General features: G+C 71.4%; 24 protein-coding genes and 3 pseudogenes. 13 read left to right on the plus strand and 14 right to left on the minus strand.

Annotated elements, in window-relative coordinates:
* Positions 1–4 precede the first annotated feature (4 nt).
* The 5 genes from OHA72_RS03755 to OHA72_RS03775 all read right to left on the minus strand — a co-directional run bounded on the left by OHA72_RS03755 (position 5) and on the right by OHA72_RS03775 (position 3,151).
* Positions 5–196: a hypothetical protein gene (locus OHA72_RS03755; protein WP_327011987.1), complete on the minus strand. Its 192-nt coding sequence runs from the start codon at positions 194–196 to the stop codon at positions 5–7.
* A gap of 104 nt (positions 197–300) precedes the next feature.
* Positions 301–981, minus strand: a complete 681-nt coding sequence (locus OHA72_RS03760; RefSeq protein WP_327006455.1) for a DUF6758 family protein — start codon at positions 979–981, stop codon at positions 301–303.
* Positions 982–1,000: 19 nt separating this feature from the next.
* Positions 1,001–1,618 carry a TrmH family RNA methyltransferase gene (locus OHA72_RS03765; protein ID WP_327006456.1) on the minus strand — a complete coding sequence of 206 codons (618 nt, stop codon included), beginning with the start codon at positions 1,616–1,618 and terminating at the stop codon, positions 1,001–1,003.
* Between the two features lie 166 nt (positions 1,619–1,784).
* The gene (locus tag OHA72_RS03770; RefSeq protein ID WP_327006457.1) at positions 1,785–2,747 is read right to left on the minus strand and encodes an HTTM domain-containing protein; all 963 of its coding nucleotides are present in this window, start codon (positions 2,745–2,747) and stop codon (positions 1,785–1,787) included.
* A complete protein-coding gene (locus tag OHA72_RS03775; RefSeq protein WP_327006458.1) occupies positions 2,744–3,151 on the minus strand; it encodes a hypothetical protein in 408 nt (135 codons plus the stop codon). Before OHA72_RS03775 ends, OHA72_RS03770 begins: the two co-directional genes overlap by 4 nt.
* A 319-nt stretch (positions 3,152–3,470) precedes the next feature.
* Between OHA72_RS03775 and OHA72_RS03780 the strand changes: the two genes are divergently transcribed.
* Together OHA72_RS03780 and OHA72_RS03785 are read left to right on the plus strand one after the other, a co-directional pair.
* A complete protein-coding gene (locus OHA72_RS03780) occupies positions 3,471–3,965 on the plus strand; it encodes a MaoC family dehydratase (protein WP_327006459.1) in 495 nt (164 codons plus the stop codon).
* Between the two features lie 24 nt (positions 3,966–3,989).
* The gene (locus OHA72_RS03785) at positions 3,990–4,748 is read left to right on the plus strand and encodes a DUF695 domain-containing protein (RefSeq protein ID WP_327006460.1); all 759 of its coding nucleotides are present in this window, start codon (positions 3,990–3,992) and stop codon (positions 4,746–4,748) included.
* 89 nt (positions 4,749–4,837) lie between these two features.
* Here OHA72_RS03785 and OHA72_RS03790 read toward each other — a convergent pair whose 3' ends face one another.
* Both OHA72_RS03790 and OHA72_RS03795 read right to left on the minus strand, forming a co-directional pair.
* Complete coding sequence (locus tag OHA72_RS03790; protein ID WP_327006461.1) at positions 4,838–5,320, minus strand: hypothetical protein; 483 nt, start codon at positions 5,318–5,320, stop codon at positions 4,838–4,840.
* A gap of 246 nt (positions 5,321–5,566) precedes the next feature.
* The gene (locus tag OHA72_RS03795) at positions 5,567–5,971 is read right to left on the minus strand and encodes a thiol-disulfide oxidoreductase DCC family protein (protein ID WP_327006462.1); all 405 of its coding nucleotides are present in this window, start codon (positions 5,969–5,971) and stop codon (positions 5,567–5,569) included.
* A gap of 123 nt (positions 5,972–6,094) precedes the next feature.
* On the opposite strand from OHA72_RS03795, the pseudogene trxA reads away from it, so the two are divergent.
* From trxA to OHA72_RS03825, 6 genes and pseudogenes are all read left to right on the plus strand, one after another.
* Positions 6,095–6,448: pseudogene (gene trxA, locus OHA72_RS03800) on the plus strand (thioredoxin); the annotation flags it as partial.
* A 321-nt stretch (positions 6,449–6,769) separates the two neighbouring features.
* Positions 6,770–8,650 (plus strand): annotated as a pseudogene (locus tag OHA72_RS03805) (intein-containing Rv2578c family radical SAM protein); the annotation flags it as partial.
* 492 nt (positions 8,651–9,142) lie between these two features.
* A complete protein-coding gene (locus OHA72_RS03810; RefSeq protein ID WP_327006463.1) occupies positions 9,143–9,853 on the plus strand; it encodes a hypothetical protein in 711 nt (236 codons plus the stop codon).
* Between the two features lie 31 nt (positions 9,854–9,884).
* Positions 9,885–10,400, plus strand: coding sequence for a potassium channel family protein (locus tag OHA72_RS03815; protein WP_327006464.1), 516 nt, complete (start codon positions 9,885–9,887; stop codon positions 10,398–10,400).
* A gap of 9 nt (positions 10,401–10,409) precedes the next feature.
* Positions 10,410–11,144 (plus strand): hypothetical protein, encoded by a 735-nt coding sequence (locus OHA72_RS03820; RefSeq protein ID WP_327006465.1) that lies wholly within the window; start codon positions 10,410–10,412, stop codon positions 11,142–11,144.
* Between the two features lie 421 nt (positions 11,145–11,565).
* Complete coding sequence (locus OHA72_RS03825) at positions 11,566–11,979, plus strand: CoA-binding protein (protein WP_327006466.1); 414 nt, start codon at positions 11,566–11,568, stop codon at positions 11,977–11,979.
* Here the strand turns inward: OHA72_RS03825 and OHA72_RS03830 are convergent.
* On the minus strand, positions 11,957–13,162 hold the full coding sequence (locus tag OHA72_RS03830; RefSeq protein WP_327006467.1) for an acyl-CoA dehydrogenase family protein: 1,206 nt from the start codon (positions 13,160–13,162) through the stop codon (positions 11,957–11,959). The genes OHA72_RS03825 and OHA72_RS03830 overlap by 23 nt on opposite strands.
* Positions 13,163–13,293: 131 nt before the next feature.
* Here OHA72_RS03830 and OHA72_RS03835 point away from each other — a divergent pair, with 131 nt between their 5' ends.
* Positions 13,294–13,497 (plus strand): DUF4190 domain-containing protein, encoded by a 204-nt coding sequence (locus OHA72_RS03835; RefSeq protein ID WP_327006468.1) that lies wholly within the window; start codon positions 13,294–13,296, stop codon positions 13,495–13,497.
* Positions 13,498–13,777: 280 nt separating this feature from the next.
* On the opposite strand, the gene OHA72_RS03840 is transcribed toward OHA72_RS03835, so the two are convergent.
* Positions 13,778–14,692, minus strand: coding sequence for an SDR family NAD(P)-dependent oxidoreductase (locus OHA72_RS03840; protein ID WP_327006469.1), 915 nt, complete (start codon positions 14,690–14,692; stop codon positions 13,778–13,780).
* A 52-nt stretch (positions 14,693–14,744) separates the two neighbouring features.
* A complete protein-coding gene (locus OHA72_RS03845) occupies positions 14,745–15,710 on the minus strand; it encodes an HpcH/HpaI aldolase/citrate lyase family protein (protein ID WP_442788508.1) in 966 nt (321 codons plus the stop codon).
* A 54-nt stretch (positions 15,711–15,764) separates the two neighbouring features.
* On the opposite strand from OHA72_RS03845, the gene OHA72_RS03850 reads away from it, so the two are divergent.
* On the plus strand, positions 15,765–16,583 hold the full coding sequence (locus OHA72_RS03850; RefSeq protein ID WP_327011449.1) for an SDR family NAD(P)-dependent oxidoreductase: 819 nt from the start codon (positions 15,765–15,767) through the stop codon (positions 16,581–16,583).
* 425 nt (positions 16,584–17,008) lie between these two features.
* Here OHA72_RS03850 and OHA72_RS03855 read toward each other — a convergent pair whose 3' ends face one another.
* The 3 genes from OHA72_RS03855 to OHA72_RS03865 form a co-directional block, all read right to left on the minus strand.
* A complete protein-coding gene (locus OHA72_RS03855; protein ID WP_327006471.1) occupies positions 17,009–17,500 on the minus strand; it encodes a hypothetical protein in 492 nt (163 codons plus the stop codon).
* A gap of 405 nt (positions 17,501–17,905) precedes the next feature.
* Positions 17,906–18,478, minus strand: coding sequence for an AmmeMemoRadiSam system protein A (gene amrA / locus OHA72_RS03860; RefSeq protein WP_327006472.1), 573 nt, complete (start codon positions 18,476–18,478; stop codon positions 17,906–17,908).
* Positions 18,475–19,197, minus strand: coding sequence for an HAD family hydrolase (locus OHA72_RS03865; RefSeq protein ID WP_327006473.1), 723 nt, complete (start codon positions 19,195–19,197; stop codon positions 18,475–18,477). Before OHA72_RS03865 ends, amrA begins: the two co-directional genes overlap by 4 nt.
* 117 nt (positions 19,198–19,314) lie before the next feature.
* Between OHA72_RS03865 and OHA72_RS03870 the strand changes: the two are divergent.
* Positions 19,315–20,220 (plus strand): annotated as a pseudogene (locus OHA72_RS03870) (DMT family transporter); the annotation flags it as partial.
* On the opposite strand, the gene OHA72_RS03875 reads toward OHA72_RS03870, so the two are convergent.
* Positions 20,220–21,077 (minus strand): PhzF family phenazine biosynthesis protein, encoded by an 858-nt coding sequence (locus OHA72_RS03875; RefSeq protein ID WP_327006474.1) that lies wholly within the window; start codon positions 21,075–21,077, stop codon positions 20,220–20,222. The pseudogene OHA72_RS03870 and the gene OHA72_RS03875 overlap by 1 nt on opposite strands.
* A gap of 81 nt (positions 21,078–21,158) precedes the next feature.
* On the opposite strand from OHA72_RS03875, the gene OHA72_RS03880 reads away from it, so the two are divergent.
* Positions 21,159–22,481: a magnesium transporter MgtE N-terminal domain-containing protein gene (locus OHA72_RS03880; RefSeq protein ID WP_327006475.1), complete on the plus strand. Its 1,323-nt coding sequence runs from the start codon at positions 21,159–21,161 to the stop codon at positions 22,479–22,481.
* Positions 22,474–23,064, plus strand: coding sequence for a DUF1003 domain-containing protein (locus OHA72_RS03885; protein ID WP_327006476.1), 591 nt, complete (start codon positions 22,474–22,476; stop codon positions 23,062–23,064). The genes OHA72_RS03880 and OHA72_RS03885 overlap by 8 nt, the downstream gene beginning before the upstream one ends.

Consider the following 23,064-nt stretch of genomic DNA (forward strand, 5'->3'; position numbering starts at 1 on the left):
GCAGTCAGGCAACCAGACTGGAGAAGAAGTCCCCGAAACCGGTGGCAATGTCCATGATGCCGCCGCCGATGGACTTGAAGACCTCAGCCGCGGACTGCGGCCGATATGCCACAAAGAAAATGAGGAAAGCAATGCTTCCCCAGGTGAGGACCTTTTTGACCATTGCCGTCAATCCCCTCCCCGCGGCGTAGTGCACGGCACCGCGGCGAACTCAGCGTATCAGTTGCACGGCGCACGGTGAATGTGCGCCGCGCCGACAGCGACCCCATCGACCCGAAGGTTGATCCTAGTCGTGTCCTTCTACGCCTTGCCGTGAAGATACGGCGACGGCGCGCCGTAAATGAGATGAGTTGGCACATCTTCGGCGAGGTCGTGCAGGTCGAGCCCCTCCTCCAGGAGGTAGCCCGCGGCGGCCGGCCACGTCACGACGTACAGCCACACGCCCATGGCCTCGCCGACATACGCGCAGCGGTCCTCCGGCGACTTGGCCATCCACAGCGGCGTCGGCCAGCCGGCGGCACGGACCTTGGCGTGCGCGACGGTCTTGGCGATGTCGCCGTCGAAGAACGGGCCGGGGTCGGTGCCGGGGATGCCGGCGAACCGGGTGCCGAGGCCGATCCCCGGCTCCTCGGCGATGATCACGCAGTCCGCCGGGCCGTGCTCGACCGGGCCGGGGCCGCTGCACGCGACCGCGGTGGCGCGCACGCCGGAGCGCTCGTCGCCGACCCAGCCGACACCGGTCACGGTCCAGCCGGTCGGCAGCGGCCACGGGCACCACATCGGCATCGGCCGCCGGTCGCCGACGCGGTGCGCCGCGGCGGCAAGCCTCGCCTTCGCCGACTCGACGATCTCCGGTCCGATGTGCTGCGCAATATGCAGCGGCAGCACACCGCCGTCCTCATCGCACCTCCACTCGGAGTGCATGAGGTCCGGTGGCCGCACCGGGCCGCCACAACGGGGACAGCTGACTGCGACGCCCATGTACCCACGGTAATGGGTCCTATGGGCTGTTGTCGCCGTACGCCCGGATCCAGGCGTGCATCGCGATCCCGCTCGCGACACCGGCGTTGATCGACCGGGTCGAGCCGAACTGGGCGATGGAGTACACGGCGGCACATGCCTTGCGGGCAGGTTCCGACAGGCCGGGGCCCTCCTGGCCGAACAGCAGCACGCACCGGCGCGGCAGGTCGGCCCGCTCCAGCGGCAGCGCGCCGGGCAGGTTGTCGATGCCGATCACCGGCAGGTCGTGCGCGAGCGTCCAGTCGAGGAACTCCTCGACGGTCGAATGATGCCTGACGTGTTGATAGCGGTCAGTGACCATGGCGCCGCGCCGGTTCCAGCGGCGGCGGCCGACGATGTGCACCTCGGCGGCGAGGAACGCGTTGGCGTTGCGGACCACGGTGCCGATGTTGAGGTCGTGCTGCCAGTTCTCGATCGCGACGTGGAAACCGTGCCGGCGGGTGTCGAGGTCGGCGACGATCGCCTCGAGACTCCAGTAGCGGTAACGGTCCACGACGTTGCGCCGGTCGCCGGCGGCGAGCAGCTCGGGGTCGTAGTGCGCACCCGCCGGCCAGTCGCCGACCCATGGCCCCACGCCGACTTCATCCTCGTTGTGCATCTACCGTGAATCCCCGGGCCGACACTCATTCACCCTGTGGCGCTCACCCGATACGCTACGTTCCTTGCAATCGCAGACCCAGAGGGGATTGGCGAAAATGGTCAAGAAGGTCCTCACCTGGGGAGGCATTGCCTTCCTCATCTTCTTCGTCGCGTATCGGCCGCAGTCAGCGGCCGAGGTGGTCAAGTCCATCGGCGGCGCGCTCATGGACATCGCCGGCGGGTTCGGCGACTTCTTCGCGAGCCTCTTCGGCGGCTGAGCCACCCCGCTCTCCGGCCTCTGCGGGGGCCGGACCACCGCGCTTGAGCAACCGGCGCGCCCACACCACGGGCGTGACCCGCTCCAGCGGCAGGAAGCTGGCCATGGCGACCTGGTGCGGGATGAAGGAGATCGTGATCAGGCAGAAGGTCACGACGTGGAAGGCGTAGAACCCCGCGACCATCGCGTAGCGCAGCTTCGGCTTCACCACGAACACCAGCGGGCTGAACAGCTCGAAGCCGACGATGCCGATCTGGCTGGCCGTGGTGAAGCCGGGGATGCCCAGCAGCCAGTGCGCCAACTGGGTGCCGCGGCGGATGAAGGACCGGGTCAGCGTCGCCCCGGTCAGCCAGGCGAGGCCGCCGAAGCGCAGTTTGGCGATCGAGGCCAGGAAGTACGTGCAGACGACGCCGACCTGGGTGAGCCGCAGCGCCCAGCCGCCGGCCTCGGTGGTCTCCTTGTCGCCGTGCCGGGCCCGGCCCGCGGTCGGCAGCACGGCGAGGGCGACGAGCAGGCCGAACCGGTCGTGGTCGATCTTGCCGTAGCTCATCGCGATGATCATCCACTCGAAGTACAGGACGAACACGCTCCAGCCGAGCAGCCGGTGCGCCCGGCCGGTCGCGGCGGCCAGGGACAGCGGGATCAGCGCCCAGTAGATCGAGCCGACGACCAGCGGGGTCGGCGTCGGCAGCGGCAGGATCCTGCCGATGACCAGGGGTTGGTACAGGTTGCCGGGCAGGTCGCCGTGGCTCTTCACCCACGCGCTGAAGAACACCACGTCCAGCGCGACGAACAGGTAGACCAGGGTGCGGAACGCGGCGACGCGGGCCTTCGGCACCGGCTCGAACAGCCAGTTGCGCAGCAGGGTCACGGCTTCCACCTCGCCAGGACGACCTCGGTGATCACACCGGTCGGCTGTGCGTTGCGCAGATGGTGCTGGACCTCGACGATGTCGACCTCCACCAGTGGCGGTTTGCCGGGATTGCGGACGGCGTAGGCGTCCTGAACCGAGCGCAGCAGGCTCGGGTCGGCCTTGAAGCGGTCGATCTGCGCCTCGATCTCGGCCCGGCGAACCCCGGCGTTGCGCTCGTCGAGCTCGATCCGCGCGCCGGTGGCGTCGATGCCGTCGGTGCGCAGCACCATGATCGGCTCGTTGGGGTTGTCCGCGATCGAGAACATCTGAAACGGGGCGAACGGGAAGTGGTTGTCGTTGCCCACGATGGTGCCGGCGAACGTCAGCACGACGACCACCAGCGTCACCGCCACCCGCGTCACGCGCCCCCGCGTGCTCAACCGTTCCATCGCCGCCGGACTTTACCGTCCGCCGTCCCACTACCGGACGCGCCACTACGCTGTGTAGTGAGACCGTCGACACACTCCGTAGCCGTCACGCTCAATTTTCGTCTCATTTCCATAACTGTGATGTGCGTCTCTATACGGAGCGTTGCTTTCGGCATCAAGATACTCGTCACAGAGCGTGGGCGGCGGGTGCCAGGGAGGGCCCCGCCGCTCACTGCGTTTTTGTCACACCCAGCTGAATTTCGCGGCCGTACCCGGCATGCTTGCAGACCCCACAACGACGAGGGAGTTGCAGATGCAGTTCGGCCGGTATTTCGAGGAGTTCGAGGTCGGCGCCGTCTACCGGCACTGGCCGGGCAAGACGGTCACCGAATCCGACGACCACCTGTTCTGCCTGCTGACGATGAACCATCATCCGCTGCACCTCGACGTCCACTACGCCGAGACGTCGACACAATTCCAGCGCAACGTGGTCGTCGGCAACTACGTCTATTCGATCCTGCTCGGCATGTCGGTGCCCGACGTGTCCGGCAAGGCGATCGCCAACCTCGAGGTCGAGTCGCTGCGGCATACCGCGCCGACCTTTCACGGCGACACCATCTACGGCGAGACCACGGTGCTGGACAAGCGCGAGTCGGAGTCCAAGGATGACCGCGGTGTCGTCACCGTCCAGACCAAGGGCTACAAGCAGGACGGCACCCTGATCTGCGTGTTCCGGCGCAAGGTCATGGTGCCGAAGAAGTCGCACGCCGGCCCGGAGATGCCGAGCTTTCCGGTGCCCCGCGAATAACCGCGCGTTTGAGGGAGGACGGCCGTGGGTTTGCTGCGCAGGCTGCTGGGGCGTGAGCCGGCATGGGTCGAACGCTGGGCCGTGTACCCCGGCGAGATCGGCCACGCGCTGGCGATGTACAACATCGACCTCGGCGCGGTCGAGGCCGCACCGGTGGCGAAGCTGCCGCAGCGCGTCGACGTCGACTTCACCTACACGGGCGACGGCACCAGCGGCATGCCCGCCGACGCCGAACTGAGCGCCATCCACGCCCTCGACGAGGCGGTGCGGCAGGCGCTGCGCGCCTCCGGGGGCGCGATGGTCGGCCGGGTGGTCACGGCCAACACCGGCCGCATCACCGGCTACCTGCCCGACGGCGCGACCGCGCCCCCGCTGCCGGACCTCCCGGCACTGTCCCCGGTCGCCGCGCTCAACCCTGACCCCGGCTGGACCCGGGTCCGTGACGAGCTCACCCCCGACGCGTGGCAGCGCAACATCATGGACGACAACCAGGTCGTGCAGGAGCTCGAAGGCCACGGCGACCGGCTCAGCCAGCCGCGGGCGGTGGAGTTCCTCGCGTACTTCCCCGACGCCGAGCACGCCGAGTCGGCCGCCGAGGACCTGCGGACCCTCGGGTTCGCGGTGACCGTCGAGCGGGGCGACGAGGCCGACTTCGTGCTGCAGGCGATCCGGCGGGACGCGGTCGAGCCCCCGGCGCTGCACGAGGTCACGTGGGAGGTCAGGGGCGTCGTGGAGCGCCACGACGGCATGTACGACGGCTGGGGCTGCATGGTCCAGGCCTGAATCGGCCCGGGGCGCCACGGCGGTTTGGAGGCCAGCCGGATGAGAAGGATTGACCAGCCCACCCGACCGGCGACCACCGGCGCGACCCGCTACTGGCGGTGCAGGGCCAGCGCCAATTCCCTGCCGATCTCGTTGACGAACTCCCGCTCGGCGAGCAGGACCTCCACCCCGCCGAGCCGGATCACGCCGGGCCGCCACGCGGTCCGGCCGACGCTGGCCGCGACGTCCATCAGCCACTCGCCGTAGGCGAGCGCGACGTCCGCGCCCATCCGTCCGGCCAGCATCCGCACGGCCGCGCCGCACTCGGCGAGCACGCCGTCGCGGTCCAGCGGTGCGGTGTCGTCGGCCTGCTCGGCGAAGATCGCCGCGACGACGCCACGGACGAGCAGCGCCCTGGAGCGCTGACCGGCCGCGATGGCCTCGACCCCGGCGACGGCGTCGACATTGTCGTCCCCGGCGCTGGCGACGACGAGGACGAGGCGAGGAAGCCGGACGAGCCGGTCCCACTCGTGCCTGTGCAGCGGCAGGTCGACCCCGGCGCTGGGCTGGCTCGGTGTGGGCTGGCTCGACATGGCGTACCTCCCACCGCGAGCGTATGCCGAAAAGTCCGACCCAGCCGCAAATCTGCCGGTTTGCCCTCGGCGGGCAGCGCGAGTTTCATCGGCGACGCGGCGGTTTCGGCCGGTACGGGCTCCGGTCTGCGCGGGTTTCAGCGGGCGGTGCGGGGTTCAGCGGGCGGTGCGGGTTTCATCGGCGACGCGGCGGTTTCGGCCGGTACGGGCTCCGGTCTGCGCGGGGTTCAGCGGGCGGTGCGGGGTTCAGCGGCCGGCGCGGGCGGGGTGGTCGGGGGGCAGGGCGCAGGCGGCGGTGCCGCCGGGCATCCGGTGCCGGTTGCGGGCGACCCAGCGGTACACCGGCAGGCCAGGGCGGTGACCGGGCGCAGCCCGAGCACGGCGCCGGCGCCGCCACAGCAGCCGGCCGGCGAGCCCGGGCGCGGTCTTGAGCAGGTCGGCGATCGCGACGGGGCCCGCGGTCGGGGCACGCCCGGCGCTCACCCACTGCACCGCGGCGCCCGCCTGCTCCTCGGTGAGCCCGAGCGCGTCGAGGTCGCTGAACTGCCACGCCACGACGTCCGCAGCCGGCCTGATGCGGTTTTCGATGAACCGGGCGCATGATGAGCAGAAGGCGCAGTCACCGTCGAAGACGAACGTCGGCCGATGCATGCCTCCATCATGGATCACCCGCGCGTCGGCGCCATCGTGAGCCCGGACACCGGTTGGGAATGCCGGTAAGGGGTACGTGGTTACAACGGTGCGTACCCGACCGCCCGAAAGGATCGGACAGACATGGCAACCGTAGAACTGACCGCCGAGAACTTCGCCGAGAAGGTCGGCGGCGACGGAATCACTCTCGTCGACTTCTGGGCCGAGTGGTGCGGGCCGTGTCGGGCCTTCGCACCGACGTACGAGAAGGTCTCGGAGAACAACCCGGACCTGATCTTCGGCAAGGTGGACACCGAGGCCCAGCAGGAGCTGGCGATGGAGTTCCAGATCCGTTCCATCCCCACGCTGATGATCGTGCGGGACGGCGTCGCGGTGTTCTCCCAGCCGGGCATGATGCGTGAGCAGCAGCTCGAGTCGCTGATCAAGCAGGTCCGCGAGCTGGACATGGACGAGGTGCGGGCGCAGATCGCCGAGCACACGGCCGGCAAGCACGGCGACGCGGCGGCCGACGAGCCCGAGACCGAGACCGCCAAGGCCGAGACCGCGAAGACGGACACCACCAAGGCCGAGTCCACCAAGACCGAGACCGCCAAGACCGAGACCGCCAAGACCGAGACCGCGAAGGCCGAGGCCGCGACCGCGGACGCCGAGCCGGCGGGGGTCACGGAGCGCGAGAACGCGGTCAGCGAAACCGTCGAGGCGTAGCTTGCGGTTCGTTCGTACGCGTGTTCGAATGAACCCGTGCGATGGGACAACCTGAAGGCGACTGGCGGTCCCGATACCGGTGACGCCGGGCCAGTGCGAGCCCTGCCGCTCGCACTGCCCGGGGCCGTCGTCCGGACCTTCGACACCCCGGAGTTCCGGGGTGTCACCTTCTATGAGGTGCAGGCCAAATCCCTGGTCAACCGGGTGCCGGCGCGCTCACGTGTGCCGTTCGAGTGGACGATCAACCCGTATCGCGGCTGTTCGCACGCCTGCGTCTACTGCCTGGCCGGCGACACCGCGATCCTCATGGCCGACGGCACGACCCGCCCCCTGGCCGACCTGCGCGCCGGTGACGCGATCATCGGCACCGTGCGCGACGGCCGGCTCCGGCGGTATGTCGCCACGACGGTGCTCGCGCACTGGTCGACCGTCAAACCGGCACACCGCGTCACCCTCCACGACGGCACCACGCTGGTCGCCTCCGGTGATCACCGGTTCCTGTCCGACCGCGGCTGGAAGCACGTCACGGGCGCCCGGCACGGCCGCGCCCGCCGGCCGCACCTGACCACCGCCAACCGGCTCGCCGGCTTCGGCGCCCTGCCCGAGCGGCCCACGGAGTCCACGGGATACCGCCGGGGGTATCTCTGCGGGTTTGTGCACGGCGACGGTCACGTCGGCCCCGTCGCGCCCGCCGCGCTGCGCCGGGCCAGGGCATATGCCACGGCCTGCGGCGGGCTGCACGCGATGGCCGACGAGGACCGCGAGTATGCGGGCGCCAGCGTCCGCGACGCGAGCGCCGTTCTCGACTGGCCCGCCGTGCCCACCCGCGCCTGGCGGCAGGGGTTCGTCGCCGGCCTGTTCGACGCCGCCGGCCAGCTCACCCCCGGCGAGCCCGGGCTGCCCGCCTTCGACCTCGTCGACAAGGTCGTCGTCGACTGGCTGGTCGAGTGCCTGACGGTGCTCGGCTTCGCCACCGTCACCGACGCGACCCTGACCAGGGTGCTCGGCGGGGTGCGGGAGCGGCTGCGGTTCGGGCTGATGTTCGCACCGGTCACGCCGACCGGCACCGTCGCCGGCGAGCTCGTCCGCGGCGACGACGGGCTGCGGGTGACCGCGATCGAGCCGCTCGGCGTCGACGTGCCCATGTTCGACATCACCACCGGCACGGGCGACTTCATCGCCGGCGGAGTGGTCAGCCACAACTGCTTCGCCCGCAACACCCACACCTATCTGGACCTGGACGCCGGCCACGACTTCGACTCGCAGATCGTGGTCAAGGTCAACGCCGAGGAGGTGCTGCGCCGGGAGCTCTCCGCGCCGTCCTGGCCGGGCAAGCACCTGGCCATGGGCAGCAACGTCGACTGCTACCAGCGGGCCGAGGGGCGATACCGGCTGATGCCCGGCATCCTGGCCGCGCTGCGCGACCACGCCAACCCGTTCTCGATCCTCACCAAAGGCACCCTCATCGCCCGCGACCTCGACCTGCTGTCCCAGGCGGCGGCGGTGACGAGCGTCAGCGTGTCGATGTCGATCGGCTTCCTCGACGAGCCGCTGTGGCGCTCGGTGGAGCCGGGCACGCCCAGCCCACGCCGCCGGCTCGACGTGGTCCGGCGCTTCGCCGACGCGGGGTTCGCGGTCGGCGTGCTCATGGCCCCGATCCTGCCCGGCCTCACCGACACCCCGGAGTCGATCGACGCGACCGTGGCCGCCCTCGCCGCGGCGGGCGCGGCCAGCGTCGTGCCGCTCCCACTGCACCTGCGCCCGGGCGCGCGGGAGTGGTATCAGGCGTGGCTCACCCGCGAGCACCCGCACCTGCTGCCGCGCTACCGGCAGCTGTATGGCGACGGCGCATACACCGGCCAGGCCTACCAGCGTGAGGTCGCCGCACGGGTCCGGCTCGCCTGCCGCCGCCACGGCCTGCCCACCGGCGGCACCGGCACCACCCGCCAGCCGTCCGCCGGCCCCACACCGCCCCCGCAGGCCGCTGAGCCGGCGCCGTCCGCGGCCCTGACCGCCTTGATGCTGCCGCTCACCCTCGCGTCGCCGGCGCCGTCGTCGCCTGCGGCGGGGGTGTATGCGGCGGGGGTGAATACGGTGGAGGTGAATACGGGGGCGAAAGCTGGGGCGTCCGACCCCGCGGGGACGGGGACGAGAACAGGGACGGCCATGCAGGCAAGGGCGGGCACAACCGCGGGCACGACGTGGGCGGCGGGACCGGTGCGAGCCTCACAGGCACCGACGGCCACCGGCGCCGGCCCGGCCACACAACCCCCCGGCCACGCAGCGACCGCGGCAGGGGCGCGGGTGGCGGAAGCGGGGCGAGCCGCTCAGGCTCCGGGAGCCGGCGGGGCCACAGCGGCCGCGCCAGGGGTGGCGGGGGCGTCGGCCGCGGAAACCGTCGAGCAGTTGTCGCTGCTGTGATCGGCGGTCAGGAAACCGTCAGCTAGCGTGCATAAGCTCGGTCGTATGCGTGCTCGTGCCGGTGACTTCCTGGTGCTCCTGGCGCCGACCGCCGTGGTCGGCGTGCTGGTGCCGGTCGTGACCAGAGACGACCCGAGTGCCTACGTGCCGATGCTGCTCGTGCTGCTGATCATCGCCACGATCGGCATCGCGTTCGGGCTGATTCTGCTGGCACACACGACGCGGGGGCCGTCGACGTTCGCGATCGTGGTGTGGCGGGAGCAGGCGGCGTTCCGGGTGCAGCCCAGCTTCCGGCGGCAGTGCGTGTTCTACGGGGTGCTCGGCGCGTCGCTGGTGCTGATGGCGTTCAACGGGTTCCGGGTCGGCCACCTGTCGGTCCTGCGCGCGATGTCCTACGGGATCATCGTCCTGACCTCGCTGTTCCTGCTGGTCCTGTCGATCAGGATGCTGCGCAGCGGGCCCCTCGTCCTCACCGCCGAAGGGGTGGCGATCGACGGCGGGCGCTCGTTCGTACCGTGGGACGCCCTCGACATCACATCGGAGCCCGGTGTCTGGTCGGTCAGCAGCCCTGAGCTGGTGCAGGGGCGGCGGGTGCGGGAGTTCCGGCCAGGTGAGGACGTGCCGCTGGAGGTCTCGCTGTACTTCCTGACGCGGGTCATCGACCTCTACGCCCGGCAGCCGGAGCGGCGGGCGGCGATCGGCACCGCGGAGGAGCTCGAGCGGCTCCGCGGCACGCTCACCCGGCAGGTCACCTGACCACACCCCGCTGACGGGGCACGGTGGACCTGTGCAGACACCGGTGCGGCGCGCGGCGGTCACCTTCGTGGCCGCCGGCTGCGTCTACTACCTGATCCCGCTGCGCCTGGTGCGCGCCGCGGAGGACTGGGTCCAGGTGGCCGCCGCCGCGGTCGCGCTGGCTGTGCTGGTCGTGTCGTTCAGCCGGCAGCTGGGCCGGTACCTGCGCGCCGACGAGCGCACGGACGTGCGGGTGGAGACGCTGCTCAATCTGCTGATCGTGGCCGTGCTGGCGTTCTCCATGGGGTACCTGCTGCTGGCCGACCATGACGGGCAGTTCGTCGGGCTGGACACGAGGACGGACGCGTTGTACTTCACGCTGTCCACCCTCGCGACCGTCGGCTTCGGCGACATACACGCCGTCGGGCAGGCGGCCAGGATCGCGGTCAGCGGCCAGATCCTGTTCAACCTCGTGTACGTCGGCGCGGCGGTCACGGTACTGGGCAGCGCGATGCAGCGCAGGCTCCGGCCCGAACGGGTGACGCAACCGGCGGAGCGGAGTCCGTAACGTATGGCCATGATCGCGCCGCGACGCAACCCGCTGAACTGGCTGTGGGTCGCCGTCCCGCCCGCCGTGACGCTGCTGGCCGGCGGCCTGCTGCTGGCGTTCGGCGGGCCGTCGGGCAGTGCGGTGCTGATGCCGTTCGTGCTGGCCAACGTGGTCGTGCACGGCAGCAACTTCGCGGTCAACGAGCTGCGCCGCCGTGACGAGGCGCCGGCGCGTCCCGGCTGGCAGTTCCACCGGCCGTTCCGTGAGGGGTGCGCGCGGGTCGGGCGGCAGCTGGCCGTCTCGTCGATGATCCTCATCATGGCGCTGCTGGCCGATGCCGGGCCGGTGGTGGCCGGGTTTGCGCTCGTCTTCGCGGCCGCCGGGTTCACCAGCGGCGCGCGCGGGCTGATGCGGCTGGTCCGGGCGACGCCCACCGTCCGCCTCACCATCACGGGCGTGGGGGTCGGGGCACGGTCGTACATCTGGGACACCATCGAACGCGTCGAGCTCAACGGTGACCGGTGGCACCCGCACGTCGACCTGATCGTGGCCGGGCGGTCCCGGCCGGTGACGGTGCGACCGGAGGACGTCGACGGCAACCTGCTGTTCCTGCTGGACCTGATCGGCTACTACGTGGCGCACCCGGGGCGGCGTCCTTCGATCGGCTCGCCGGCGGAGGCGGTCCGGGTGCACGGGTCGCTGCTCGGGGCGCGGCTGTCGGCCGGGCTGGCGGGCGGCCCGACACCGATCCCCGCGGTGTAGCGGGCAACCGTCTCCGGCACGCATCCGGCGGCGGCGCGCGTCCGGCGGCGCGGCGCGGCGTCCGGCGCGGCGCGCATCCAGCGGCGCGGCGCGACGTGCGTCCGGCGCGGCGCGCATCCAGCGGCGCGGCGCGACGTGCGTCCGGCGCGGCGCGCATCCAGCGGCGCGGCGCGACGTGCGTCCGGCGCGGCGCGCATCCAGCGGCGCGGCGCGACGTGCGTCCGGCGCGGCGCGCATCCAGCGGCGCGGCGCGACGTGCGTCCGGCGGCGTGGCGCGTGTCCGGCGGCGTGCGTCCGGCGTGGCGCGCATCCAGCGGTGCGGCGCGGCGTGCGTCCGGCGGCGTGGCGCGCGTCCGGCATGTGGTGCGCGCTACCGTCTCCGGCACCCGTCCGGCCGTCTGTGGCGCGCTACCGTCGAGGCATGCGCAGCGCTGAGCAGATCCTGCGGGAATCCACGACCATCGCCGTCGTCGGGGCGTCGAGGGACCCGCGCAAGACCGCTCACGCGGTGCCCCTGGCGATCCAGCGGCGAGGGTGGACGATCATCCCGGTCAACCCGTACGCCGATGAGATCTTCGGCGTCCGTGCGTACCGCAGCCTCGCCGACATCCCCGGACCGGTGGACTTCGTCAACGTGTTCCGGCCGTCTGCGGACGCGACGCAGGTGGTGAAGGACGCGATCGCGATCGGCGCGCCGGCGGTGTGGCTGCAGCAGGACATCGTCTCGCCCGAGGGTCGCGCCCTGGCCGAGGCCGCCGGCATCGACTACGTCGAGGACACCTGCATCGCCGTGGTCCGGGCGGTGCACGCGATCAGCGGACCCCGTACTCCTTGAGCAGCCCCCGGCTGATGATCGTCTTCTGGATCTCGCTGGTGCCCTCGCCGATGAGCAGGAACGGCGCCTCGCGCATGAGGCGTTCGATCTCGTACTCCTTGGAGTAGCCGTAACCGCCGTGGATGCGGAAGGACTCCTGGACGACCTCGGCGCAGTACTCGCTCGCCAGGAGCTTCGCCATGCCGGCCTCGACGTCGTTGCGCTGGCCCGCGTCCTTAAGCCTGGCCGCGTTGACCATGAGTGCGTGCGCGGCCTCGATCTTCGTGGCCATCTCCGCGAGCTTGAACGCGATCGCCTGGTGCTTGACCAGCTGCGCGCCGAACGTCTGGCGCTGCTGCGCGTACGCGATCGCCAGCTCGAACGCACGGATCGAGATCCCGCACGCCCGCGCCGCGACGTTGACCCGGCCGACCTCGATGCCGTCCATCATCTGGTAGAAGCCGCGACCTGCCTTGTCCGCGCCCCCGAGCACGGCGGTCTGCGGCACCCGGACGTCCTCGAGGATCATCTCGGTCGTCTCGACGCCCTTGTACCCCATCTTCTCGATCTTGCCGGGGATGGTGAGCCCGGGCAGCGCCTCGTTCTCGCCGAAGCCGGGCGTCTTCTCCAGCAGGAACGTGGTCATGTTGCCGTAGACGGACTCGGCGCCGAGGTCGGTCTTGACCAGCGTCGCGACGACGGAGGAGTACGCGCCGTTCGTCAGCCACATCTTCTGGCCGTTGATGACGTAGTCGTCGCCGTCGGGCACCGCCTTGGTCCGGATCGCGGCGACGTCGGACCCGCAGCCGGGCTCCGACATGGAGAACGCGCCGCGGACGTCGCCGGCGGCCATCCTCGGCAGGAGGTCCGCCTTCTGCTGCGCCGATCCGTGCTGCGCGACGAGGTACGCGACGATGAAGTGCGTGTTGACGATGCCGGACACCGACATCCAGCCCCGCGACAGCTGCTCCACGACGAGGGCGTAGGTCAGCAGCGACTCGCCGAGACCGCCGTGCTCCTCCGGGATCGTCAGGCCGAACAGGCCCATCTCGCGCATGCCGTCCACGATGTCCGCCGGGTAGACGTCGCCGTGCTCCAGGTGCTGCGCGTGCGGGATGATCTCCTTGTCGACGAACTCCCGCACGGTCTCCAGGATCGACTGCTGCACATCGGTCAGACCGGGCGTCTGGGCGAGGCGGGCCATCGGTGGACCTCCATTGGTCAGCGGCGTCTTGGATCAGCGCAAGTTACCGGCGGGTATGCAGGCAGTATCCCGGCCCGCCCTGCTCCGGGCCAACGTGAGCGGCCCACACAGTGCTGTGAAATGGTTCTCAGGTGCGCTACAACAAGATGGCCGTCATTGCCCTGGTCTGCGCGGTGCTGGTGCCACCGTTCGGCATCCTGATGGGGCACATCGCGTGGGCCCAGACGAGGCGTACGGGTGAGCGCGGCCACAGGCTGGCGCTGGCCGCTCTGGTGATCGGCTACGTCGAGCTGCTCGTGCTGTGCGGCGTGCCGATCGTGGTGCTGGGCTTCTGACCGCTTGCGGTTGCCCCTGGACGGTCAGATCGTCCGAGGGCAACCGGCCCCCGCCCAGCCCTCGTCCCAGTCCCGCCCGACCCGGTCGCGGCCGGAGGTCGCGCGCTTGTTCGCGGCCGGAGGTCGCGGCTGCGCAACTATCGGCGGACCTGGCAGGGCCAGGGCCAGCGAAGCTGGGCCCCGGCCCGGTGCCTGGCGGGAGCGGCGGCCCGGACCACGGCGGACCCGAGTCCGGACCTTGCTCCTGGCTCTTGCTCTTGGTTCTTGGCTCTTGGTTCGTTCAGCGGTACTGCGCCTCACGGACGCTGTTGCCGCCGTCGATGACGAGCATCTGGCCGGTGATGTACGAGGCGCCGGGCGAGCACAGGAACGCGATCGTGGCGGCCACCTCCTCGGGGGTGCCGGGCCGGCCCATGGGGGTGCCGAAGCCCTGCTTGAGCTCGACGAGCGTGGACGCGCCGGTGTGGATGATGCCGGGGGCGACCGCGTTGACGGTGATGCCGTCGGCGACGAGCTCCATCGCCAGGGCGCGGGTGAGGCCGACGACGCCGGCCTTGGCGGCCGCGTAGCCGGCCTCGGCGGGCAGGGCGTTGACGGGTCCGGCGGTGGCGGCGAGGTTGACGATGCGACCCCAGCCGTGCTCGGCCATGCCGCCGACGAAGGCGCGGCTGACCAGGAACGCGGTGGTGAGGTTGCGGTCGATCTCGGCGCGCCACTCCTCGTAGGTGAGCTGCGCGACCGGGCGCAGGACCTCGGGGCTGGCCTTGCTGGCCAGGCCGGCGTTGTTGACGAGGATGTCGACGGTGCCGACGGAGTCGATGATCGCGTCGGCGAGCGCACCGACCTCGGCCTCGACGGTGAGGTCGGCGACGAAACCGGTGACGCCGAGCTCGGTTGCCCGGTCGTGGATGCGCCGGGTGGTGGAGACGATGGCGACCGCCGCGCCCATCGCCTTCAGCCGGCGGGCGGTGGCGTAGCCGATGCCGTCCGGGCTGCCGGCGCCGGTGACCAGCGCGACGCGGCCGTCGAGCCGGTCGATCGCCGTGCTGCCCTCGTCCTCCGCGACCGGCTCTTCGGCGAGCTCAGGCCCGGTGGACGGGACGGCCCGCAGGGTGCGGCGGGCCGAAGAGGGGCGGCTCGCGTCACGCCGGTTGCCTTTTCCGGCGGGACCGGTGGATCGTAGGTCGGGTGCCATAGGGCAAATCCTGCCTGCCCGAGCCGCCCCCGGGCAATGCGACACGGATTTCTCAGGCCGGCGGGGTGAACGATGTCGTGCGGGACATGCCCGCGGCGCGGCCCTTCGCGGAGATGACCAGGGCCATCTTGCGTGACGCCTCGTCGATCATCTCGTCGCCCAGCATGACCGCACCGAGCTTGCCACCGGCCTCGGAGGTGTAGTGCTCGTACGCGTCGAGGATGAGCTCGGCGTGGTCGTAGTCGTCCTGGGCCGGCGAGTAGACCTCGTTGGCGGCGTCGATCTGGCCGGGGTGCAGGACCCACTTGCCGTCGAAGCCGAGCGCCGCGCTGCGGGTGGCGACCTCACGGAACGCGTCGACGTCACGGATCTGCAGGAACGGCCCGTCGATGGCCTGCAGGTCGTGCATCCGGGCGGCCATGAGGATGCGCATGAGGATGTAGTGGTACGGGTCGCCCGGGTACCCGGGGATGAGCCCGCCGACGATCAGCGACTTCATGTTGATCGAGGCCATGAAGTCGGCGGGGCCGAAGATGATCGTCTCGATCCGCGGCGAGGCGGTCGCGATCGCGTCGACGTTGACCAGGCCGGCCGCGTTCTCGATCTGCGCCTCGATGCCGATCCTGCCGACCTCGAGGCCCATCGTCTTCTCGATCTGGGTGAGCGTCAGGTCCAGCCACTCGACCTGCCCCGCGGACTGGACCTTCGGCAGCATGATGCAGTCGAGGTTCTCCCCCGCGCCCTCGACGACCTCGACGACGTCGCGGTACGTCCACGGCGTGGTCAGGTCGTTGACCCGCACGACCCTGGCCTTGCCGCCCCAGTCACCGTCGTTGAGCGCGGCCACGATGTTCTTGCGCGCGTCAGGCTTCGCCAGCGGGGCGACGGCGTCCTCCAGGTCGAGGAAGACCTGGTCGGCGGGGAGCCCTTGAGCCTTGTCGAGCATCTTGACGCTCGAGCCGGGGACGGCGAGGCAGGACCGGCGAGGACGCATGACGGTGCGCTCCTTAGTGAGCATTAAGGGGGACCTACGCCACGGTAACCTCGTCGCGTGATTGCGCAGAACGCCCCTGTGGGAGATCTCACCGGCCGCACCGTGGTGGTCACCGGCGCGAGTTCCGGGATCGGCCTGGCCGCGTCCGTCGACATGGCGCGCCGCGGGGCACACGTGGTCCTCGTCGGCCGCGACCCGGGCCGCCTGACCGCGGCGGTGACACAGGTGGAGGCCGCCGGCGGGCGTACACCTCCTGCGTACCGGGCCGACTTCGCCCGCCTCGACGACGTGCACGTGCTGGTGGATCACCTGCGGCAGCGGTACCAGCGCATCGACGTCCTCGCCAACAACGCCGGCGGCGTGGTGGCCGGCCAGTCCCGGACCACGGACGGCTTCGAGCCCACGATCCAGTCCAACCACCTGGCCGGGTTCCTGCTGAGCAACCTGCTGCGGGAGCAACTGCGCAACGGCCGGATCATCAACACCGCCTCGGCCGCGCACGCGATGGGCACGATCGACCCGTCGGACCTGCGCGGGGAGCACAAGGCGGGGATGTGGAAGCGGTACGGTGCGGCGAAGCAGGCGAACATCCTCTTCGCGGCGGAGGCGGCCCGCCGTTGGCCCGACATCATGTCGGCGAGCTACCACCCGGGCTTCGTGCGCAGCCGGTTCGGCGCGGGCATCGGGGTCAACCTGATGACGAAGGTGACCCCGTTCGCGAAGACCCCCGAGCAGGGCGCGGACACGCTGGTCTGGCTGGTCGCGACGCCCCGGCCGCAGCTGGTGTCCGGCGGCTACTACGAGAAGCGGAAACTGATCCGCCCGAACGCGCAGACCGAGGACGCCCAGCTGGCCGCCCGGCTGTGGGACGCGAGCATGGCGGCGGTCGGCTTCTGAACTACGGTATGTGAGCGCGTGGTTGCTGGGTTTGGTCGCAATTTTTTCGGATGCGGTACGGTGCAGTTGAGCAGCGCGGCGCCGCCGGGGTCGTAGTCGTTGGTTCCAGGCCGGGCTCGCGTTGCCGCTGTTTGTTGCGCTTGCGGGCCTTGTTGGCCGGCGGTCTGGTGCGGCTCGTTTGCGCGGCGCGGGGGGTGTGGCGTCGGCGTCTGGGCGGTGCGGGGGGTGTGGCCGGCCGGCGTTGACGGCGAGTTGCCGCAGGGTTCGTGGCGGGCGTCGACAGCGGGGGTGCGGCGCTGGCCTTTTTGGCCGGCGGTCTGGTGCGGCCCGCTTGCGCGGCGAAGGGTTGTGGCGCCGGCGAGTCGTTGCTGGGACTGTGGCGCCGACGTCGGTGGCGGAGTCGTTGCGGGGTTTGTGGCCGGCTGTCAACGGCGGGCGTTGCGGACCTTGTGCAGGCGGAACGGTCGCTTCGGCAGCCTGGTCGCCGGTGACGGCTTCGGCGGCGCGGCCTGCGAGTCGTCGGGCAGCGGCACCAGCGGCGCGTCGTCTGCCGGGGTGAGGCGGCTGACCACGCACTCGGTCGCCCAGCGGGTCGCGAGTTCGGTGCCGCCGTTGAGACGTTTCCCGGCGAGCTGCGGCACGAGCTCCGCCCACGCCTCGCCGGCCGGGTCGAGGGTCTCGACCGTCGCGGTCCAGGTGACGATCCGGCCACCGTGGTCGCCGCGCAGCGTGACGTCGGCGGTGTCCGAGTCGGCGAGCCCGGGCGCTGCCTGCTCGCCGGGGCCGCTCACGACCAGCAGCGACCCGCCGAGCCACGCGCACCAGACCAGGTAGGACGGGCCGGCGCCGGGGACGGCGAGCCAGGCGACGGCGGCCTTCTTGGCGGCCTCTTCGACCAGCGGTTCCACGTACGCCATCCAATCACAACGGGAGCGCGGCGAACGGGCTTGCGGCGCGGCAAAGCAAGGGCGCGGCGAAGCGACGGCGCTGCGAACGGGCCGGCGGCATGGCAAAGCAAAGGCGCGGCAAAGCAAAGGCGCGGCAAAGGGCACGGCGAAGGCTCGGCGGACGGCCGCGGGTCACGGGTCGCCGGTCACGGGGCGCCGCGGGTCGCAACGAACGGTCGCGGGGCGACGGAGCCGTCACAGCAGAGAGCGCTGCAAGCGGGCCCGCCACAGCAGCGAACGCGGCAAGCCGGCCCGCCACAGCAGCGAACGCGGCAAGCCGGCCCGCCACAGCAGCGAACGCGGCAAGCCGGCCCGCCACAGCAGCGAACGCGGCAAGTCGGCCCGCCACAGCAGCGAACGCGGCAAGCTAGCCCGTCACAGCGGAGAACGCGGCGAGCGGTCCTGGAACTCGGTCGAGCCGTACGCCAGCGCCCGCAGCCCGGTCGGCCACTCGCTCCACCCGCCCTTGCGCAGCAGGGCGTCGACGAACTGGTCCGCGGAGGGGAGTTTCGCCCACACCGACGGCAGGAACGTGGCGCGGCGGGTGCCGTCGGTCAGGATCAGGCCGTGTACGTGCGGCACCAGCGCCTCCAGCAGCACCCGGCGGCTGCCGGCGGGCAGGTCCGCGGGCCGGTCGAGGACGGAGACCTTCACGTCCAGCTCGGGCCAGTCGGCGGCGGTGACGGGTGGGACGCGGGGGTCGCGCATCGCCCGGACGGCGTTGTGGACGACGTCGTGGTGCAGCGGCCGGCTCGGCTCCAGGGTGCCGACGCAGCCGCGGAGGGTGCCGGCACGCTCCAGGGTGACGAACGAGGCGCCATCGGCGTGCACCGCGCCGGACGGCGGGAGTTGGGCGGTGAGGCGTTCGCCGGACAGGCGCGCGCGGACGGCGCGCGCCGCGAGTCCGGCGAGCAGCCGTCCATCCATCGGCGACAATGGCGCCGTCACCAGTTCAGCATAGGCGCACCGACCGCCGCGGTCAGTGGCATGCGACCGGCGACCAGGTCGGGGATTTCGTCGAGGCTGGTGATGCGCGCGCCGTCCCAGTCGAGGTCGGCGTGGAACGTGAGGTGTCCGCCGAGGTCGGGCGCGTCGAGTTGTACGGCGGTCAGGCCGAAGCGGCGGGCACCGGTCAGTTCGTGGCCGCCGCCGTCGCCGACGTACAGGCACGCCTCGGGGTGGACGCCGAGGCGGTCGCAGGCGGCGCGGTACATCGCCGGGTGTGGTTTGGCCTGTCCGACCTGGGAGGAGTAGACGCCCACGTCGAAGAGGCGGCCGATCGGCGTGCCGGGCAGCACCGACGGCAGTTCGAACCAGCAGTCGCTGACGACGGCGGTGCGCACGCCGCGGTCGCGCAGCAGGCGCAGGACGGGTTCGGCCTCGGGGCGTGGGGGTGCGTCCTGCTGGAGCGAGACGACCCGCAGGTCGGCGGCTTCGCGCAGGCGGGCGGGGGTGGGCTCCACGCCGAGTTCGACGCAGAGCGCCCGCAGGCCGGCTAAGACACTGCCGTAGGCACCTTTGGCTCGGGCGTCGAAGGTACGGTCCAGCAGCGCCAGCCACGCGTCGGGGTCGACGCCGAGGACCTCCGCGGTCCGCCGGTGCCCGTCGCCGCGTACGACGGCGGTCGTGCAGGTGTTGAAGTAGTCGAAAAGGACAGCACTGAACACCGTTCGGCCCTCCGGGTATCGTCCGAAAGTATGAAGCAGACCGGTCTGGTCTACTGCCAATAACGGTGGCCCGGTGTCGGATCCCAGACAATTTTCACAGAATGACAACATCGCCGTATGCGCCACATCGGACTGCCCGCGATCTTCGCCCTTGCCGTCGCGATCGTCGCGGTCTCGTCCTCGGCGCCGCTGATCGCGTACGCGGCCGCGCCGGCGCTGGCGATCGCCTTCTGGCGCAACGTGCTGGGGGTCGCCGCGATCGCCCCGGTCGCGATCGCCGTGCGCCGCGACGAGTTCCGCTCGAAGGTCCTCGGCGCCAGCGTCCTGTCCGGCGTCTGCCTCGCGGTGCACTTCGCCACGTGGGTGCCGAGCGTGAAGCTGACCAGCGTCGCGATGTCCGTCGCGCTGGTCAGCACCACGCCGATCTGGACGTCGCTGATCAGCGCCATCCGCGGCATCCGGGTCCCCGGCAGCACCTGGGCGGGTGTCGGGCTGGCCGTGCTCGGCGTCGCCCTCGCCACCGGCGCCGACCCGGACCTGTCCGGCCGGGCCCTCGCCGGCGACGCCCTCGCGCTCGTCGGGGGGATCGCGGCCGCCGGGTACACGCTGCTCGGCGCGCACGCCCGCGGGTCGATCGCGACCAGCACGTACGCGACGATCTGCTACTCGATCTGCGCGATCGTGCTCGGGCTGGCCTGCCTGCTCGGCGGGCAGGACCTGACCGGCTACCCGGCGCAGACGTGGCTGGCGCTCGCGGCGATGACGGTGGGACCGCAGCTGCTCGGCCATACCCTCATCAACTACGCCCTGCGCCGCGTGCCGCCGACCACCGTCGCGGTGCTGCTCCTGCTCGAGGTGCCCGGGGCGCTGCTGCTGGCCTGGCTGATGCTGGACCAGCTGCCGGCGTCGCAGACGCTGCCCGGGATCGCGCTGCTGCTTGCCGGCGTCACGATCGTCGTGCTCGGCGGTCGCCGGGCGCGACCAGCGGACGCTGAGCCGCCCACGACGAGCGGCGGCGGGGATCAGCCCACGAACGGCGGCACGATCATCTCCCCGGACGCGATCGCCACGACGTGGCCGGAGACCGTCGCCGACACCGCCTCGCCGCCCGCGGCCGTGATCGAGCAGCTCAGCAGGGACGGGCGGTGCATTTCGGAGCCCTGACGGATCTGGTACCGGCTGAGCCCGTCACCGGGCAGGAGCCCCGACGCGACCAGCCAGACCCCGAGTCCCATCGCCGCCGAACCGGTCGCGGGGTCCTCGGCGACGCCGGCGTCGGGCACCAGCACCCGGACGTGCGCCTCGTGCCGCTCCGCGTCCCAGTGCAGGACGCTGACGTTGTCGACCAGGCCGTCCGGCCGCAGCCGCCCGACGGCGTCGTCGGTCACGGACAGGAACGTGAACGGCAGCCCGCACCCCGCCTTCCGCGGCGCCGGCCCGACGTAGTCCGCCTCGGTGAGGCCGACCGCGGCGAGCAGCGGCGCCGGGTCCAGCGCCGACTCGACGGTCGGCTGGCCGCCGGTGACGACGGCGCTGCCGTGTACCTCGTCGATGCTGATCGGGATGAGTCCGGCGCCGCACTCCTGCACCACGTCGGCGTCCTTGACCAGGCCGTCGCGGCGCAGCGTGACGGCGCAGCCGACGCTGGGATGACCGGCGAACGGCAGCTCGGTGCCCGGCGTGAAGATCCGCACCCGGTAGGTCGCCTCGGGCATCGTCGGCGGCAGCACGAAGATCGTCTCGGAGAGGTTGAACTCGCGGGCGATCGCCTGCATCTGTTCGCCGGCCAGGTCGGCGGCGTCGAACACGATGGCGAGGGGGTTGCCGGTGAAGGGACGATCGGTGAAGACGTCGACCACTTTGTACCGCAACTTGCTCATGTGGACGAGCCTAGGGGAGCCGGAAGGCCCGGGGGCGGTCCAACCGCGAGTCGGTGGTCTTCTTCAGTAGTCTTGAGTCTCGTGAGCACCGCGCCCAGGGTCTATGTCGCGCGCCTCGCCGGCCTGAGCGTGTTCGACCCGAACGGCGACCAGGTAGGCCGGGTGCGGGACGCGGTCGCCCGGGCCCGCACCGATGACCTGCCGCCCAGGGTCGTGGGTCTGGTCGCCGAGATGCCGATGCGGCGGCGGATCTTCCTGCCGATCGGCCGGATCACCGCGATGGAGCCCGACGCGGTGGTGCTCAACACCGGCACCCTCAACCTGCGCCGTTTCGAGAAGCGCCAGGGTGAGCTGCTGGTCCTGGAGGACTTCATCGACCGGCACGTCAGCGTCCCGGCGACCGGCCGCACCGGCACCGTCGTCGACGTCGCGATGGAGGCCGACCGGACCGGCACGTGGGCGTTGAGCCGGGTGGCGGTCCGCGAGTTCAGCGGCCGGCTCACCCGCCGCGGCCACCTCAACCAGCTCGAATGGGGTGAGGTCGCCGGGCTCGCCGGCACCGCCCACGCGCAGGGCACCGCCGGCATCCTCGCGGTGCTGGACAACATGCGCCCGGCCGACCTCGCCAACGTGCTGCAGGACCTGTCGGAGAGCCGCCGCGTCGAGGTCGCGACCGCCCTGGACGACGAGCGCCTCGCCGACGTGCTGGAGGAGCTCCCCGAGCACGACCAGCTGGAGATCATGGCCGCGTTGGAGCCTGAACGGGCCGCTGACGTGCTGGAGGAGATGGACCCGGACGACGCCGCCGACCTGCTCGCCGAGATGCCCAAGGGTGAGCAGGAGGTGCTGCTGGACCTCATGCAGCCCGACGAGGCCTCGCCGGTGCGGGCGCTGCTGGACTACCTGCCCGGCACCGCCGGTTCGGTGATGACGTCCGAGCCGATCGTCATGGCGCCGCACGAGACGGTCGCCGAGGCGCTCGCCCGCATCCGGGAGCCGCAGCTGTCGCCGGCCGTCGCCGCCGGGGTCTTCGTGACCAGGCCGCCGATGGCGACGCCGACCGGGCGGTACCTGGGTGTCGTGCACTTCCAGCGGCTGCTGCGCGAGCCCCCGTCGGCGCTGCTCGGTGGCGTCGTCGACAACGACATCAAGCCGCTCGCGCCGCAGACCACCCTCGGTGAGATCACGCGGCGGATGGCGACGTACAACCTGGTGGTCATGCCGGTCGTCGACGACAACGACCGGCTCGTCGGCGCCGTGACCGTCGACGACGTGCTGGATCACCTGCTGCCCGAGGACTGGCGGGACCGCGAGCACGCCGAACCCGCGTTCCTCAACGCCGCCGGTACCGCGGGCCGCGCGCCGGACGGCACCACCGGCGGCGGGACGGCCGGCAATGGCTGACCGGCGCAAGCTCGACCAGCCGCGGGAGCCCGGGCGCTTGAAGCTGCCCCGGTTCGACCCGGAGGCGTTCGGTCAGTGGTCGGAGGGGATCGCCCGGTTCATGGGGACCGCGAAGTTCCTCGTGTACATGACGGTCTTCATCCTCGCCTGGGTCCTGTGGAACACGCTGGCGCCGAGGACGTGGCAGTTCGACCCGTACACCTTCACGTTCCTCACGCTGATCCTGTCGTTGCAGGCGTCCTACGCGGCGCCGCTGATCCTGCTCGCCCAGAACCGGCAGACGGACCGGGACCGGCTGGCCAGCGACGAGGACCGGCGGCGCGCCGCCGCGCAGAAGGCCGACACGGAGTACCTGGCGCGGGAGATCGCGTCGCTGCGCATCGCCGTCGGTGAGGTCGCGACCCGTGACTTCCTGCGCTCCGAGCTGACCCGGATGAGCGAGGAGCTGGACGAGGCCGCCGTCCGGCGGGCCAAGCTGGAGCGGAAGAAGGCGAAGAAGGCCGCCCTGGACGAGCCGGCCGAAGAGGACGACTACAACCCGGACGACGACCCGCCGCGCCGCCGGACCCGCGCCGCCCGCTGA

It is taken from the genome of Dactylosporangium sp. NBC_01737, assembly GCF_035963215.1.
In the GTDB taxonomy this organism is placed as follows: Bacteria; Actinomycetota; Actinomycetes; order Mycobacteriales; family Micromonosporaceae; genus Dactylosporangium.

Excerpts from the sequence above, each read along its gene's own strand:
- OHA72_RS03845 (WP_442788508.1), bottom strand. The coding sequence starts at position 15,710 with ATGCTCACTAAGGAGCGCACCGTCATGCGTCCTCGCCGGTCCTGCCTC.
- OHA72_RS03790 (WP_327006461.1), bottom strand. The coding sequence starts at position 5,320 with ATGTCGAGCCAGCCCACACCGAGCCAGCCCAGCGCCGGGGTCGACCTG.
- OHA72_RS03830 (WP_327006467.1), bottom strand. The coding sequence starts at position 13,162 with ATGGCCCGCCTCGCCCAGACGCCCGGTCTGACCGATGTGCAGCAGTCG.
- OHA72_RS03765 (WP_327006456.1), bottom strand. The coding sequence starts at position 1,618 with ATGCACAACGAGGATGAAGTCGGCGTGGGGCCATGGGTCGGCGACTGG.
- OHA72_RS03840 (WP_327006469.1), bottom strand. The coding sequence starts at position 14,692 with ATGGCACCCGACCTACGATCCACCGGTCCCGCCGGAAAAGGCAACCGG.
- OHA72_RS03795 (WP_327006462.1), bottom strand. The coding sequence starts at position 5,971 with ATGCATCGGCCGACGTTCGTCTTCGACGGTGACTGCGCCTTCTGCTCA.
- OHA72_RS03780 (WP_327006459.1), top strand. The coding sequence starts at position 3,471 with ATGCAGTTCGGCCGGTATTTCGAGGAGTTCGAGGTCGGCGCCGTCTAC.
- OHA72_RS03885 (WP_327006476.1), top strand. The coding sequence starts at position 22,474 with ATGGCTGACCGGCGCAAGCTCGACCAGCCGCGGGAGCCCGGGCGCTTG.
- OHA72_RS03810 (WP_327006463.1), top strand. The coding sequence starts at position 9,143 with ATGCGTGCTCGTGCCGGTGACTTCCTGGTGCTCCTGGCGCCGACCGCC.
- OHA72_RS03825 (WP_327006466.1), top strand. The coding sequence starts at position 11,566 with ATGCGCAGCGCTGAGCAGATCCTGCGGGAATCCACGACCATCGCCGTC.
- OHA72_RS03760 (WP_327006455.1), bottom strand. The coding sequence starts at position 981 with ATGGGCGTCGCAGTCAGCTGTCCCCGTTGTGGCGGCCCGGTGCGGCCA.
- OHA72_RS03855 (WP_327006471.1), bottom strand. The coding sequence starts at position 17,500 with ATGGCGTACGTGGAACCGCTGGTCGAAGAGGCCGCCAAGAAGGCCGCC.
- OHA72_RS03820 (WP_327006465.1), top strand. The coding sequence starts at position 10,410 with ATGATCGCGCCGCGACGCAACCCGCTGAACTGGCTGTGGGTCGCCGTC.
- OHA72_RS03875 (WP_327006474.1), bottom strand. The coding sequence starts at position 21,077 with ATGAGCAAGTTGCGGTACAAAGTGGTCGACGTCTTCACCGATCGTCCC.